At 68.4% G+C, this 15,238-nt stretch carries 13 protein-coding genes; 7 read left to right on the forward strand and 6 right to left on the reverse strand.

Annotated elements, in window-relative coordinates; translation table 11 throughout:
* Together FG99_RS15500 and FG99_RS15505 are read right to left on the reverse strand one after the other, a co-directional pair.
* A complete protein-coding gene (locus FG99_RS15500; RefSeq protein ID WP_043270880.1) occupies positions 1-588 on the reverse strand; it encodes a tRNA-uridine aminocarboxypropyltransferase in 588 nt (195 codons plus the stop codon).
* The gene (locus tag FG99_RS15505; protein ID WP_009623521.1) at positions 585-1,481 is read right to left on the reverse strand and encodes a LysR family transcriptional regulator; all 897 of its coding nucleotides are present in this window, start codon (positions 1,479-1,481) and stop codon (positions 585-587) included. Before FG99_RS15505 ends, FG99_RS15500 begins: the two co-directional genes overlap by 4 nt.
* Positions 1,482-1,767: 286 nt before the next feature.
* On the opposite strand from FG99_RS15505, the gene speB reads away from it, so the two are divergent.
* The 6 genes from speB to FG99_RS15535 all read left to right on the forward strand — a co-directional run bounded on the left by speB (position 1,768) and on the right by FG99_RS15535 (position 8,912).
* Positions 1,768-2,727: an agmatinase gene (gene speB / locus FG99_RS15510; protein ID WP_043270882.1), complete on the forward strand. Its 960-nt coding sequence runs from the start codon at positions 1,768-1,770 to the stop codon at positions 2,725-2,727.
* Positions 2,728-2,737: 10 nt separating this feature from the next.
* Complete coding sequence (locus FG99_RS15515; RefSeq protein ID WP_009623523.1) at positions 2,738-3,142, forward strand: YybH family protein; 405 nt, start codon at positions 2,738-2,740, stop codon at positions 3,140-3,142.
* Positions 3,143-3,167: 25 nt separating this feature from the next.
* Entirely contained in the window at positions 3,168-4,682 is a 1,515-nt protein-coding gene (locus FG99_RS15520; RefSeq protein WP_043270884.1) for a purine-cytosine permease family protein, read from the forward strand.
* Positions 4,683-4,800: 118 nt separating this feature from the next.
* Positions 4,801-6,180, forward strand: a complete 1,380-nt coding sequence (locus tag FG99_RS15525; RefSeq protein WP_043270886.1) for a sodium:solute symporter family protein — start codon at positions 4,801-4,803, stop codon at positions 6,178-6,180.
* 93 nt (positions 6,181-6,273) lie between these two features.
* Positions 6,274-7,875, forward strand: coding sequence for a 5-guanidino-2-oxopentanoate decarboxylase (locus FG99_RS15530; protein WP_043270888.1), 1,602 nt, complete (start codon positions 6,274-6,276; stop codon positions 7,873-7,875).
* Positions 7,876-8,186: 311 nt separating this feature from the next.
* Positions 8,187-8,912 carry an MBL fold metallo-hydrolase gene (locus tag FG99_RS15535; RefSeq protein ID WP_043270890.1) on the forward strand — a complete coding sequence of 242 codons (726 nt, stop codon included), beginning with the start codon at positions 8,187-8,189 and terminating at the stop codon, positions 8,910-8,912.
* A 69-nt stretch (positions 8,913-8,981) separates the two neighbouring features.
* On the opposite strand, the gene FG99_RS32865 is transcribed toward FG99_RS15535, so the two are convergent.
* From FG99_RS32865 to FG99_RS15550, 4 genes are all read right to left on the reverse strand, one after another.
* The gene (locus FG99_RS32865) at positions 8,982-9,113 is read right to left on the reverse strand and encodes a PA1414 family protein (RefSeq protein WP_009623528.1); all 132 of its coding nucleotides are present in this window, start codon (positions 9,111-9,113) and stop codon (positions 8,982-8,984) included.
* Positions 9,114-9,268: 155 nt separating this feature from the next.
* On the reverse strand, positions 9,269-10,201 hold the full coding sequence (locus tag FG99_RS15540) for a DMT family transporter (RefSeq protein ID WP_043270892.1): 933 nt from the start codon (positions 10,199-10,201) through the stop codon (positions 9,269-9,271).
* 189 nt (positions 10,202-10,390) lie between these two features.
* On the reverse strand, positions 10,391-11,491 hold the full coding sequence (locus FG99_RS15545; protein ID WP_043270894.1) for an extracellular solute-binding protein: 1,101 nt from the start codon (positions 11,489-11,491) through the stop codon (positions 10,391-10,393).
* A 26-nt stretch (positions 11,492-11,517) separates the two neighbouring features.
* Positions 11,518-12,558 carry a histone deacetylase family protein gene (locus tag FG99_RS15550; protein WP_043270896.1) on the reverse strand — a complete coding sequence of 347 codons (1,041 nt, stop codon included), beginning with the start codon at positions 12,556-12,558 and terminating at the stop codon, positions 11,518-11,520.
* 223 nt (positions 12,559-12,781) lie between these two features.
* Between FG99_RS15550 and FG99_RS15555 the strand changes: the two genes are divergently transcribed.
* Complete coding sequence (locus FG99_RS15555) at positions 12,782-15,193, forward strand: DUF3772 domain-containing protein (protein WP_043270898.1); 2,412 nt, start codon at positions 12,782-12,784, stop codon at positions 15,191-15,193.
* The last annotated feature ends 45 nt before the right edge of the window (positions 15,194-15,238 follow it).

The following is a 15,238-nucleotide window of genomic DNA, read 5'->3' on the forward strand; positions in this document are numbered from 1 at the left end:
TTACCTCCGATGGTTCCGCACGAAGACATCCTCCCCCATCGCTGCGATCTGCCCGTCGATCAGCGCCTCGAACGGTCTCAGCAGCGCGTCGAAGGACTGCGGTGCATCCAGCGCGTTCAACGCATGCACCACCGCCTCGATGGTCGACAGCGCGCCCTCGGCCGGTGCCTTGCGCAGGCGGTAGCGCGAGGTCAGGCCTTCGGGCAGCACCACCCGCGGCAGAGTCGCCAGGTTGGGGTTGAGGTGCAGCAGCTTGCGCGCCTTGCGCCAGGTGCCGTCGGGGACCACCAGCAGGCGCGGCCGGGTGGCCGGGCGGGCGGCCAGTTCGGCGAGGGGGATGGCGTTTTCGCCGGGGAACAGCAGCCAGGCGTCCTCGGCGGACAGGTCGAGGTCGCTGAAGTCCTCGCCCACCCGCAGTTCGGCGTTGGCCAGGCCGAGGGCCGCCAGGCGCGCGGTGTTCAGGGCGTGGCCGGTTTCGCTGGGGTGTTGCAGCAGGAGCACCCGGGTGCGGTTGTCCAGGCGCGGGATCAGCGCGCACAGGCAATGGCCGGCCGGGCGCAGGCAGCGTTCGCAGCGGGCGCGGCTCATGGCTTGCCCGGCTGCGTGCGCAGCAGGTCGCGGAAGTTCTGGATCAGCGGCTCGCGGGAGCGGCCGCGGCGCAGGATCAGCGAGAACGGCGCCTGGTAGCCGAAGGTGGCCGGCGACAGCGCGCGCAGCCTGCCCTGCTCCACCCAGGAATGTGCGTAGTGCTCGGGCAGGTAGCCGATGTAGCCGCCGGAGAGGATGAGGATCAGCTGCGCCTCCATGCTTTCCACCGTCGCCGCGCTGTGCTTGAAGCCGTGGCGCGCCAGTTCCGCCTGGCTCCAGTAGCCGCGGCCGACCATGCGCTGCTGGGTGATCAGCTCGGCGGGGATGCGCCGGCCGTCGAACAGCGGGTGGCGGTCGCTGCAGTACAGCCAGTGCTGCTCGCGGTACAGCGGCTGGTAGACCAGGCCGTTCATGCGGCTGAAGAAGGAGCCGATGGCCAGGTCCAGGCGGTTGTCCAGCACCGCCAGTTGCAGTTCGTAGGGGCTCTGTACCTGCAGGTGCAGGTGCACCGCCGGGTGCAGGCTGCTGAACGAGCCGATGACGTCGGCCAGCGGCAGCGCCGGGTCGCTCACCGTGGAGTCGAGCACGCCGAGGTTGAGGGTGCCGCGCAGCTCGCCCTTCAGGGTCGCCGCGTAGCGCTCGAAGCCTTCCAGTTCGCCGAGGATGCGCAGGGTTTCCTGGTGGAACAGCTCGCCCTTGCTGGTCAGGCCGAAGCCGCCGCGGCCGCGGTGGCAGAGCACGATGCCCAGTTGGTTCTCCAGCTGGCTCATGTAGGTGCTGATGGCCGAGGTCGACAGGTTCAGCTCCTGCTGCGCCGAGGCGAAGCCCTGGTTGCGCACCACGCAGGCGAAAATCCGCAGAAGCTTGACGTCGGGCAGGGCGCTGGCGCTCATGAAGGGCTCCGCAATTCGGGGTGGAGGGGCTCCAGTTCAGCAGTCACTGGACTGGCAATCGGCCAGATCGTCCGTCGCCGCCCGGCCTGCAAGGCACATACGGCGGGGCCGGCGCCGCGGGGGCTGCGACAGGGCAACGCAGTCTAGCCGTGGAAATAAGTTTAGAAAACTCTGAACTGATTATTTGTAGCCAGCGATTCTTCCCACTACCGGGCATGACCAGAATCCGGCCTCAGTATCAACAAGCCTGTTTCCACGAAAACAGCGAATCCCGTGAGGCCTACCCATGGACAAGAAACTCCACCAGCCCCTGGGCGGAAACGAAATGCCGCGCTTCGGCGGCATCGCCACCATGATGCGCCTGCCGCATATCCAGGCCCCCGAACAGCTCGACGAGCTCGATGCCGCTTTCGTCGGCGTGCCCCTGGACATCGGCACCTCCCTGCGCTCCGGCACCCGTTTCGGGCCCCGCGAGATCCGCGCCGAGTCGGTGATGATCCGCCCGTACAACATGGCTACCGGCGCCGCCCCGTTCGATTCGCTGAACATCGCCGACATCGGTGACGTGGCGATCAACACCTTCAACCTGCTGGAGGCCGTGCGCATCATCGAGGAGGCCTACGACAAGATCCTCGACCACGGCATCGTCCCGCTGACCCTCGGCGGCGACCACACCATCACCCTGCCGATCCTGCGCGCCATCCACAAGAAGCACGGCAAGGTCGGCCTGGTGCACATCGACGCCCACGCCGACGTCAACGACCACATGTTCGGCGAGAAGATCGCCCACGGCACCACCTTCCGCCGCGCCGTGGAAGAAGGCCTGCTGGATTGCGACCGGGTGGTGCAGATCGGCCTGCGCGCCCAGGGCTACACCGCCGAGGACTTCAACTGGAGCCGCAAGCAGGGCTTCCGCGTGGTCCAGGCCGAGGAATGCTGGCACCAGTCGCTGGCGCCGCTGATGGCCGAAGTGCGCGAGAAGGTCGGCGGCGGCCCGGTGTACCTGTCGTTCGACATCGACGGCATCGACCCGGCCTGGGCGCCGGGCACCGGCACCCCGGAAATCGGCGGCCTGACCACCATCCAGGCGATGGAGATCGTGCGCGGCTGCCAGGGCCTGGACATCATCGGCTGCGACCTGGTCGAGGTCTCCCCGCCCTACGACACCACCGGCAACACCTCGTTGCTCGGCGCCAACCTGCTGTACGAAATGCTCTGCATCCTCCCGGGCGTACAGCGCCGCTGAGTGACCATAAATGCATAACGACGCCTGCGTAGCACAGGTGCTGGAGGCTGCCCGCGCGCTCGTGGCAGCCTTCGCGCGCACCGACACCGAGGCCTATTTCGCGGCCTTCAGCGAAGACGCCAGCTTCATCTTCCACAACTGGCCGCAGCCGCTGCGCACCCGCGCGGCCTACCGCGAGGTGTGGGAGAGCTGGTTGCGTGACGACGGCTTCGAGGTCCTCGACTGCCAGTCCAGCAACACCTTCGTCAGCCTGCAGGGCGAGGACGTGGCGATCTTCAGCCACGACGTCGCCACGCGGCTGCGCATCCAGGGAACGGAGAGCCTGAACCACGAGCGGGAGACCATCGTCTTCCGCCGTGAACAACAACAAGGCCGCTGGCTGGCCGTCCACGAGCACCTGTCGCCTACGCCATGAGGCGGGACTTTCCCGGGAGGAAGTCATGGATAACAAGAACAACCAACATGCAATCACCACCATCGAGACATTCGGCGTCGAGCAGATTCCCGACGCCGAGCGCAACGCCACGCCCACCGACCTGTTCCGCATGATCTTCGGCGGCGCAAACACCTTCGCCACCGCCGTGCTCGGCAGCTTCCCGGTGCTCTTCGGGCTGTCGTTCCAGGCCGGCGCCTGGGCCATCGTCCTGGGCGTGCTGGTCGGCGCGCTGATCCTCGCGCCCATGGGCCTGTTCGGCCCGATCAACGGCACCAACAACGCGGTCTCCTCCGGCGCGCACTTCGGCGTGCACGGGCGGATCGTCGGCTCCTTCCTGTCGCTGCTGACCGCCATCGCCTTCTTCTCGCTGTCGGTGTGGAGCTCGGGCGACGCCCTGGTCGGCGGCGCCAAGCGCCTGTTCGGCCTGCCGGAAACCGACCTCACCCTGGGCCTGGCCTACGGCCTGTTCGCGGTGCTGGTGCTGGTGGTGTGCATCTATGGCTTCCGCTTCATGCTGCTGGTCAACAAGATCGCCGTGTGGGCCGCCAGCCTGCTGTTCCTGCTGGGCGTGTTCGCCTTCGCCGGCCCCTTCGACGCCGGCTACGCCGGCAGCGTGCAGCTGGGCGGCGCGGGCTTCTGGGCCGCCTTCATCGGCGCCACCCTGCTGGCCATGAGCAACCCGGTGTCGTTCGGCGCCTTCCTCGGCGACTGGGCCCGCTACATCCCGCGCGAAACCTCGAAAAAACGCATCATGCTGGCGGTGCTGCTGTCGCAGCTGGCTACGCTGATCCCGTTCTTCTTCGGCCTGGCCACCGCCACCATCGTCGCCGTGAAAGCGCCGGACTACATCGCCGCGAACAACTACGTCGGCGGCCTGCTGGCCATCTCGCCGAGCTGGTTCTTCCTGCCGGTGTGCCTGATCGCCACCATCGGCGGCATGTCCACCGGCACCACCTCGCTGTACGGCACCGGCCTGGACATGTCCAGCGTGTTCCCGCGCCTGCTCAACCGCGTGCAGGCCACCCTGTTCATCGGCCTGCTGTCGATCGCCTTCATCTTCATCGGCCGCTTCGCCGCCAACCTGGTGCAGAGCGTGTCCACCTTCGCCGTGCTGATCATCACCTGCACCAGCCCCTGGATGGTGATCATGATCCTCGGCCTGATCGTGCGCCGCGGCTTCTACCACGCCGACGACCTGCAGGTGTTCACCCGTGGCCAGCAAGGCGGCGCCTACTGGTTCCACCGCGGCTGGAACTGGCGCGGCATGGGCGCCTGGATCCCCAGCGCGCTGGCCGGCCTGTGCTTCGTCAACCTGCCGGGCCAGTTCGTCGGCCCGCTGGGCGAGCTGGCCGGCGGCATCGACATCAGCCTGCCGGTGACCCTCGGTCTCGCCGCCCTGCTCTACCTGACGCTGCTGCGCACCTTCCCGGAATCCGCCGGGGTGTACGGCCCGCAAGGCCCGCGCTGGGTCGGCAGCCACGACCGCCCGGTGCTCGGCATCAACGAGCCGGCGGCCTGAACCCGCGACACCCGCAGTACCCGTGAGACGCCGACGGGCCGGTTGCCACCGGTCCGCCGGCCTACCGCCCGCCAGCCGCGGGCGGCAACAATGACAATTCGAGTGTGAGGAGCCGATCATGGCCTTGGATATAATCGTCGTTCTGATCTATGCCGCCGGCATGCTGGTACTGGGCTGGTACGGCATGCGCCGGGCGAAGACCCACGAGGACTTCCTGGTAGCGGGACGCAACCTGGGCCCGTCGTTCTACATGGGCACCATGGCCGCCACCGTGCTCGGCGGCGCCTCCACCGTCGGCACCGTGCGCCTTGGCTACGTCCACGGCATCTCCGGCTTCTGGCTGTGCGCCGCGCTGGGCGCCGGCATCATCGCGCTGAACCTGTTCCTGGCCAAGCCGCTGCTGAAGCTGCGCATCTTCACCGTCACCCAGGTCCTGGAGCGCCGCTACAACCCCATGGCGCGCCAGGCCAGCGCGGTGATCATGTTCGCCTACGCGCTGATGATCGGCACCGTCTCCACCCTGGCCATCGGCACCGTGATGCAGGTGCTGTTCGGCCTGCCGTTCTGGGTCTCGATCCTGCTCGGCGGCGGCGTGGTGGTGGTCTACTCGACCATCGGCGGCATGTGGTCGCTGACCCTCACCGACATCGTCCAGTTCATCATCAAGACCGTCGGCCTGATGTTCCTGCTGCTGCCGATCTGCCTGTACCGCGTGGGCGGCTGGGACGAGCTGGTGGCCAAGCTGCCGGCCAGCGCCTTCAGCTTCCACACCATCGGCTACGACACCATCATCACCTACTTCCTGATCTACTTCTTCGGCATCCTCATCGGCCAGGACATCTGGCAGCGCGTGTTCACCGCGCGCAGCGAGGGCGTGGCCAAGTACGCCGGCACCGCCGCCGGCGTGTACTGCGTGATCTACGGCCTGGTCGGCGCGCTGATCGGCATGTGCGCCAAGGTCCTGCTGCCCAACCTGGACAACGTCAACAACGCCTTCGCCGCCATCGTCCAGGCCTCGCTGCCGTACGGCATCCGCGGCCTGGTGATCGCCGCCGCCCTGGCCGCGATGATGTCCACCGCCAGCGCCGGCCTGCTGGCCGCCTCCACCACCCTGACCGAGGACCTGCTGCCGAAGCTGCGCGGCGGCAAGACCTCCAGCCTGGGCATCAACCGCCTGTTCACCGCGCTGACCGGCCTGGTGGTGCTGGCCATCGCCCTGGTGGTGAACGACGTGATCAGCGCCCTGACCCTGGCCTACAACCTGCTGGTGGGCGGCATGCTGATCCCGCTGATCGGCGCCATCTACTGGAAGCGCGCCACCACCGCCGGCGCCATCACCAGCATGACCCTGGGCTTCGTCACCGCCCTGGCGTTCATGCTCAAGGATGGCTTCGACGCCAACACGCCGATCTACTACAGCCTGGCCGTCGGCCTGGTCAGCTTCGTCGTGGTCAGCCTGCTGTCGCGCCGCCCGCAGGCGGCCGCCAGCGTCGCCTGACGCGTACGCTGCGATGAACAAGGGCGCGGCGAGTCGATCTCCGCGCCCTCTTCGTTTGAGAAACTTCCTCACCCACGAACAAAAGGAACTGCCATGACCACCTGCGGCGAATTCCTCGTCAAGCAACTCGAAGCCTGGGGCGTGGATACCGTCTTCGGCATCCCCGGCGTGCACACCGTCGAGCTCTACCGCGGCCTGCCGGGCAGCGCCATCCGCCACGTCACCCCGCGCCACGAGCAGGGCGCCGGCTTCATGGCCGACGGCTACGCGCGCGTCACCGGCAAGCCGGGCGTGTGCTTCATCATCACCGGCCCGGGCATGACCAACATCCTCACCGCCATGGGCCAGGCCTACGCCGACTCCATCCCGATGCTGGTGATCAGCAGCGTCAACGAGCGCTCGCGCCTGGCCCACGGCAACGGCTATCTGCACGAGCTGCCCGACCAGCGCGCCATGACCGCCGGCGTCAGCGCCTTCAGCCACACCCTGATGAGCGTCGAGGAACTGCCGGCGGTGCTGGCCCGCGCCTTCGCCGTGTTCGACAGCGAGCGCCCGCGCCCGGTGCACATCGAGCTGCCGCTGGACATCATCACCGCCCCCGCCGAGCACATGCAGGTGCGCCCGCGCGTGCAACTGGCGCGCCCGGCCCCGGCGCGCTCGCCGCTGCACGAAGCGGCGGCCAAGCTGGCCAAGGCGCAGAAGCCGCTGCTGTTGCTCGGCGGCGGTTGCGTCGCGGCGCAAGCCGAAGCCCGCGCCCTGGCCACCGCGCTGGACGCCCCCACCGCGCTGACCGTCAACGCCAAGGGCCTGCTGCAGCCGGAACACCCGCTGCTGGTCGGCAGCAACCAGTCGCTGGTGCCGGTGCGTGAACTGGCACTGGAGGCCGACGTGGTCCTGGCCATCGGCACCGAGCTGGGCGAGACCGACTACGACGTGGTGTTCGACAGCAACTTCCGCATCGGCGGCGAGCTGATCCGCATCGACATCGACCCGCAGCAGCTGATGCGCAACCAGGTCCCGAGCATCGCCATCCAGGCCGACGCCCGCACCGCCATGCGCGCCCTGCTGGAACTGCTGCCGGCCCGCGAGGCCAGCGCCGACAGCCCCGGCGCCCAGCGCGCGGCCAAGGTGCGCGCGCAGCTGGCCGAGGACTTCAGCGGCTGGGCGCACTACCGCACGCTGTTCGGCAAGATCCTCGAAGCGCTGCCGGACGCCCGCTTCGTCGGCGACTCCACCCAGACCGTGTACAGCGGCAACCACCTGGTGGAACTGGACGGCGGCCGCCGCTGGTTCAACTCCGCCAGCGGCTACGGCACCCTCGGCTACGGCCTGCCGGCGGCCATCGGCGCCAAGCTCGGCGAACCGGGCCGCCCGGTGATCAGCCTGATGGGCGACGGCGGCCTGCAGTTCACCCTGCCGGAGCTGGCCAGCGCCGTGGAGGCCAGGGTGGGCATCATCGTGCTGCTGTGGAACAACCATGGCTACGGCGAGATCAAGCGCTACATGGAGCGCCGCGACATCACTCCGCTGGGTGTGGATATCTATACGCCGGACTTCCTCGCCATCGCCCGCGGCTTCGGCTGCGAAGCGGAGCGGGCGCGGGATTACGAGCACCTGCAGGCGTTGCTGCGTAACGCGCCGAGCGATCGGCCGTTGATCGTGGAAGTGATGGAGGCGGCGCCGTTCGCGCCTTGAGGCGATGGAGTGAGGCGCGGCAGCCCTCTCCCCCCGCCCTCGGCTGCGCGCCCCGCCCTGAAGGGAGAGGGAGCCTGTCCGTGCCCGCTGAAAGTCATGTGCTCCAACTCATGCCAAGGCATCCGGCGAACACAGAAACCCCAGCACACGCCGAACGGTCCCCTCTCCCTTCAGGGAGAGGGTTAGGGAGAGGGAAAGGCCTCCCACCCAGCACCACCCTCACAGGTATGCCACCCTGTAGGCGGGCCCTGCCCGCGAAATCGCGCGCAGGGCGCGCTCCTACACAAAACACAAAGACACCAGGCCCCACCATGAAAATCGTCACCCGCGACCGCTGGTTCGAAGTCCGCCACTGCTACGACGGCGTCAGCCTGATCCACGAGCCCTGGGTGCGGCCCTTCTACCGCTGCAACATGTGGCACATCCAGGGCCACGAGCGCGACCTGCTGGTGGACAGCGGCTCCGGCCTGGTCAGCCTGCGCGAGCAATTGCCCTGGCTCACCGAGCGGCCGCTGCTGGCGGTGGCCAGCCATACCCACTTCGACCACATCGCCGGCCACCACGAATTCCCCGAACGCCTGTGCCACCCGGCCGAGGCCGACATCCTCGCCAGCCCCGACGGCGAGCGCACCCTGGCCACGGCCTTCGTCGGCGACGAGATGTTCGAAGCGCACCCGGACTGCCCGCTGTGCTACGCCGAGTACCGGGTGAAGGCCGCGCCGGCCACGCGCACCATCGACGAAGGCGACGTGCTCGACCTGGGCGACCGCGTGCTGGAGGTGCTGCATACCCCCGGCCATTCACCGGGCGGCATCAGCCTGTGGGAAGCGCGGACGCAGACGCTGTTCTCCGGCGACATCGTCTACGACGGCCCGCTGAGCGAGGATGCCTACCACTCCAACCTGGACGACTACGCCCGCAGCCTGGAGCGTCTGCGCCAGCTACCGGTGCGCACCGTGCACGGCGGGCACTTCCCGAGCTTTTCCGGGGAACGCCTGCGGCAGATCATCGACGAGTGGTTCGCGGCCCACGGCTGAAATACCGCGGCCCAACGCGATCTGCCCGCGTGAGCGGGCAGAAGGTGTGTCCAGCAGATGCTTCAGGAGTCAGCGTCGGCGTTGCTGTGCGTAGCGCCGTTGCTCATCGCTTGGAATGGGAATGGGTTGCAGGCGCGGAGGCTCGATGAGGCCGAGCGTGACACCCAGTTTCCATGCCAGGGTTTGCAGCCAGAGTTTCATGGGATGCCTCCTTTGCGGCGGAAGGGTCGGGCGGCCCGCTTCCGGGCCGCCCTAAGAGTAGAGTAGCCCGGCGTCCCACTCTCCGCCCGTGCTACTCACTCCTTGCAACAAAGACTACGCGTCGGCCGGCCGCGATCCGCTGACCTGGATCAAGTTCAGGCACGCTTGCCGCGCAATGCCCGGCGCACCCACGCCTCGCAACTGACCAGGGAAATCCCCGCCAGCACCAGCGCCGCCCCGGCGACGAAGTTCCAGGCCAGCGGCTCGTGCAACAGCAGCACGCCGAAAGCGATGCCGAACAGCGGCGTCATGAAGGAGAACACCGCCAGGTTCGACGCCAGGTAGCGGCGCAGCAGCCAGAACCAGGCGAAATAGCTGAAGAAGGACACCACCACGCCCTGGAACAGCACGCTGCCCACGCCCAGCGCGGTGAAGCGCACGTTGCCGAACTCGCCCAGGGCCAGGGCGATGAAGGGCAGCAGCAGCGCGGCGGCGAACAGCTGGTAGAACAGCGTCAGGCTGGTCGGCGCCTCCGACAGCCGCGTGCTGCGCACCACCACCGTGGTGGCACCCCAGGAGGCCCCGGCGAGCACGCCGAAGAAATCCCCCAGCAGCATGCGGCTGTCCATGTGCCGCAGGTCGAAGCCGCCGCCGAAGCACAGGGCGATGCCGCCGAAGCACACCGCGATGCCCAGCCACTGCAGCGGCCGCAGGCGCTCGCTGGGCAGCAGGAAGTGCAGGCCCAGGGCGGAGAAGATCGGCGCCGTGTAGATGAACACCGCCATGTGCGAGGCGCTGGTGTACACCAGGCCCTGGGCGATGAACAGGAACTCCATGGCGAACAGCAGCCCGGCCAGCGCGCCGCCGGCCAGGGTGCCGCCCGCGGCCTTCCAGTCGCCGCGCCAGAGCACCAGCAGGCCCACCAGCGTGGCGGCCAGCAGGTTGCGGGCGAAGGCCTGCATGATCGGCGCTATGTCGCCGGCGGCGAGCTTCACCGCCACCTGCTGCACGCCCCAGATCAGGCACAGCAGCAACATCGCCTGCAGGGCGAAGGTATCGGCGCCCTTGCGCGGGGGCAGCGGCGTCATATGCACCTCCGCAGTCCGGGCGAAGGAAGGGAGCAACGGCAGCAAGGCAGTTTCATGGCAAGGCTCGGCAGTGAGCGGGCACCAAGACGAGGAAACGGCGGTACCCCAAGGGTATACCGCCGATTATTCCAGTTAAGCGACGAACGGCACCAGCGCAAATCCGACACCGCCGGCCGCCAGGGCGTCAACTCACTGCCCGGTCTTGACCTTGCTCCAGGTGCGGGTGCGGATGCGCTCCAGCTTCGGCGGCAGCATCTCCACCGAGTACAGCTTGGCCTGCACCTCGGCCGGCGGGTAGACGTTGGGGTTGTCGCGCAGGTCGGCGGAAATCAGCTTGTCCGCCGCCTGGTTGGGGTTGGCGTAGGCCACGTAGTCGGAGATCGGCGCCACCACCTCCGGGCGCAGCAGGTAGTTGAGGAAGGCGTGGGCCTGCTCGACGTTCTGCGCGTCCCTGGGGATGGTCAGCACGTCGAACCAGGCCGCGGTGCCTTCCTTGGGAATGCGGTATTCGATGTGGATGCCGTTGTTCGCTTCCTTGGCGCGGTTGGCCGCCTGCATGGCGCCGCCGGACCAGGCCATGGCCACGCAGACGTCGCCATTGGCCAGGTCGGTGACGAACTTCGAGGAGCTGAAGTAGGTGATGTACGGGCGCAGGCTGCTCAGCAGCGCCTCGGCCTTGGCATAGTCCGCGGGGTCGTGGCTGTTCGGCGACAGCCCCAGGTAATGCAGGGCCTCGGGGATCACCTCGGTGGGCGAGTCGAGGAAGGCCACGCCGCACTGCTTGAGCTTGGCGAGGTTCTCCGGCTTGAAGATCAGGTCCCAGGAATCCACCGGCGCGTCGGCGCCGAGGATGGCCTTCACCTTGTCGAGGTTGTAGGCGACGCCGTTGGTGCCCCACATGTACGGCATGGCGTACTGGTTGCCCGGGTCCTTGCTCTCCAGCACCTTGAGCAGCGCCGGGTTGAGGTTCTTCCAGTTCGGCAGCTTGCTCTTGTCCAGCTTCTGGAACACGCCGGCCTTGAGGTAGTTGGGCAGGAAGCTGTCGCTGGGCACCACCAGGTCGTAGCCCGAATGCCCGGAGAGCAGCTTGGCCTCCAGCACCTCGTTGCTGTCGTAGACGTCGTACTTGGGCGCGATGCCGCTGTCCTTCTGGAAGCCCTTGAGGGTGTCCGGGCCGATGTAGTCGAACCAGTTGTAGATGCGCACCACCGGTTCGGCGCTGGCGATGCCGGCGGCGGCCAGCAGCGCGGCGCCGAGCAGGCCGCGGATGATCTTGTTGTTCTCGCGCATGACTCGCTCCTCGAAACGGCGCGCCCTTAGAGAGCGGCGCCCTCGTAACCCTGCAGGACGTTGACCGCATTGACGCCGATGGCCTCGACCGCGTAGCCGCCTTCCATGATGAACAGTGTCGGCAGGCCGAGGGCGGCGATGCGTTCGCCCATGCGCAGGTAGTCCGGGGAGTCCAGCTTGAACTGGGAGATGGGGTCGTCCTTGTAGGTGTCCACGCCCAGGGACACCACCACCGCGTCCGGCGCGTAGGCGGCGATCTTCCGGCAGGCGTCCTCCAGGGCGGCGGACCAGCCGTCCCAGCCGGTGCCGTGGGCCAGCGGGTAGTTGTGGTTGAAGCCCTCGCCCGCCCCTTCGCCGCGCTCGTCGGCATGGCCGAGGAAGTACGGGTACTCCACCAGCGGGTCGCCGTGGATCGAGGCGAACAGCACGTCGCCACGGTCGTAGAACAGCTCCTGGGTGCCGTTGCCGTGGTGGTAGTCGACGTCGAGGATGGCCACGCGCTGGGCGCCCTGGTCGAGGAAGGCCTGGGCGACGACGGAGGCGTTGTTGATGAAGCAGTAGCCGCCCATGAAGTCGCTGCCGGCGTGATGGCCCGGCGGGCGGCACAGGCCGAAGGCGGTGCGCGCGCCCTGGCGCATGTGATCCTGGGCGGTCAGCGCGACCTGGGCCGAGCTGTACACGGCCTGCCAGGTGCCGGCGGTGATCGGCGCCTCGGTGTCGAAGCTGTAGTGACCCAGCTCGCCCATCAGGGCGGTGGGGATGGGGCCGTCGCGGCGCAGGCGGCGGCCCGGGAAGGTGGTGGAGACCAGGTCGCCGCTGTGGCCCTCGGCGGCCCAGCGGGCCCAGGCGTCCTTGAGGAAGGCGACGTACTTCGGATCGTGCACGCGGTGGATGGCATCCAGGCCGAAATCCTTCGGCGCGATGATCTCGCCGAGCTGCTGCGACTTCACCCGGGCCAACACGGTGTCGGCGCGGCTGGGCATTTCGAAGCAGGGCTGGAGCTTGCCATCGACCAGTTCGGACTGGCCGAAATGCAGGCGGTGATCGTCGCTGTAGACGGTCAGCATGAGTAAAACCTCTCGGCTTTGTTGTTCTTGGTGGGGGGATTCTGCCCATTCGGGCGGCCTCGGCTGAACGGTGGCGGCGGCCAAAAGGGGATAGATATGGCCAACATTTATGGCCCTTTACTACAGCGAACCTGCGTATCCACGCCGGCTCGCTATGCTCTGGGGAATGGCTGCCGGCCCCATCGGTCGAACAGCATGCACCTGGCGAAGGAAGGAAGAAGAGATGTCGGGGGACCGCAAGATCCTGCTCCGTTGCCTGTTGATCCTGAACCTGTTCTGCGCCGGCTGGGCCCTGGCCGCGCCGGCCCCGGGCCTGCCCGCCGACGAGTTGCCGACGCTGGCCGACGACGCCGGCCTGCCAACCCTGGCCGAGCGCCTGGAAAGCATCCGCCAGGGCGTCTCCGAGCAGGTCGGCGACGACGAGCTGGCGCGCCTGCGCCTGGCCACCCTGGAGGTGCAGAGGATGGCGGGTGAGCGCGGCGACGAGCTGCAGGCCCGCCTCGACCGCCTGTCCGACCAGCTCAACGTGCTCGGCCCGCCGGTCGCGGGCGAGGCCGCCGCCCTGGCACTGCAGCGCACCGAGCTGAACCAGCAGAAGGCCGAACTGCAGGCCCAGGCCACCCAGGCCGCGCAGATCCTGCGCTCGGCCCAGGACCTGGCCGCGCAGATCGTCAACCTGCGCCGCAGCCTGTTCAACTCGCAGATCGCCACCCGCTCCGCGCCGCCCTTCAGCCCCGTCTTCTGGTCCACCCTGACGCGTCCCACCGAGGACGACCTGGCGCGCCTGCGCAACCTGGGCGACAAGCTCACCGCCAGCCTGGAAGACACCTGGCATGGTGCGCGCCTGCCGCTGCTGGCCTGCCTGGTCGCCGCCGCGCTGCTGTGGATACCGGGCCGGCGCCTGCTGGAAAGGTTCGCCGGCTACCTGGCCAGCCACTTCATCCCCGAGGGCCGCCTGCGCCGCAGCAGCCTGGCCCTGGCCATCGCCCTGGCCAGCGTGGTCACCTTCGGCGGCGCCGCCGCGCTGGTCCACCAGGGCCTGGACTGGAACGAGGGCCTCGACAACGGCCTGGCCAGCCTGGCCGGGCAGATGGTCACCCTGGCGGTGTTCAGCGCCTTCATCACCGGCCTGGGCCGCGCCCTGCTGATGGTCAGCCGGCCCTCCTGGCGCCTGCTGCCGATCCCGGACACTGCCGCCAGGGCGGTGGCCCACTTCCCCGGGCTGCTGGCGCTAGTGGCCATGCTGCTCGGCGCCCAGGACCGCATCAACAGCGCCATCGGCGCCAGCCTGGCGCTGACCGTAGCGGTCAACGGCCTCACCGCGCTGCTGATCGCCGTGCTCTTCGGCATCGCCCTGCTGCGCCTGCGCCGCAGCGACGAGGAGGACGAGGAACACCCGCGCCCGGCGCTGGCCGGGGTGATCCACCTCATCGCCCTGCTGGTGGTGCTGCTGATCGTCCTGGCGCTGCTCAGCGGCTACCTGTCGCTGGCCTTCTACCTGGCCACCAAGCTGCTGTGGATCAGCGCCGTGGCGGCGACCGGCTACCTGATCACGGCCTTCTTCGGCGACCTCTGCGACACCCTGCTGTCACCGCGCCAGGCCAGCGGCAAGACCCTCGCCCGCGCCCTCGGCCTGTCGTCGCAGCACCAGGCCCAGGCCGCCACCCTGCTGTCCGGGGTGGGCCGCACCCTGCTGGTGCTGATGACGCTGATGGTGATGCTCTCGCCCACCGCCAGCACCCCCGACGAACTGCTCGCCGGCGTCGAGCGCCTGGCCCAGGGCGGCCAGGCCCTGGGCAACCTGAACATCGTCCCGCAGGACATCCTGCTGGCCCTGCTCACCCTGCTCGGCGGGCTGTTCGCCCTGCGCCTGCTCAAGCGCTGGCTGGCCGAGCGGCTGCTGCCGGAAACCAGCATGGACGCCGGCATGCGCGCCTCGCTGGTGACCCTGGTCGGCTACCTCGGCTTCGTCCTGCTCGGCCTGCTGACACTCTCGGCCCTGCGCATCAACCTGACCAGCCTGACCTGGGTGGTCAGCGCCCTGTCGGTGGGCATCGGCTTCGGCCTGCAGGCCATCGTGCAGAACTTCATCAGCGGCCTGATCCTGCTCACCGAGCGCCCGGTGAAGGTCGGCGACTGGGTCAGCCTCGGCGGCGTGGAGGGCGACATCCGCCGGATCAACGTGCGCGCCACGGAAATCCAGCAGTCGGACAACTCCACGGTGATAGTGCCCAACTCGCAACTGATCACCCAGAACGTGCGCAACGTGACCATGGGCGGCGCCCTAGGCAGCGTAGGCATCAGCCTCACGCTGCCGCTGGACACCGACGTGTACAAGGTCCGCGAACTGCTGCTGGCGGCCTACGCCGAACACCCGGCCATCCTGGAAACCCCCAGGCCCTCGGTGAGCTTCACCCAGCTCACCGACCAGGGCCTGACGCTGACGGCCAGCGGCAGCGTCAGCAGCCCGCGCGGGGTGTCCGGCACCCGGAGCGATCTGCTGTTCACCATCTTCGGCAGGTTGCGCGAGGAAGGCATCAGCCTGGTGGCGCCAAGGAGTTTGCGGTTGGTGGAGGATTCTGCTTCGGGTGAAAAGCCAAAGCCTGAGAGCCCCTCTCCCCAGCCCTCTCCCTGAAGGGAGAGGGAGCCGTTCGGTGTGAAGTGAAGCGATGGCGCTCGC

The sequence above is a fragment of the Pseudomonas sp. AAC genome (assembly GCF_000725445.1).
GTDB classification, from domain to species: domain Bacteria; phylum Pseudomonadota; class Gammaproteobacteria; order Pseudomonadales; family Pseudomonadaceae; genus Pseudomonas; species Pseudomonas citronellolis.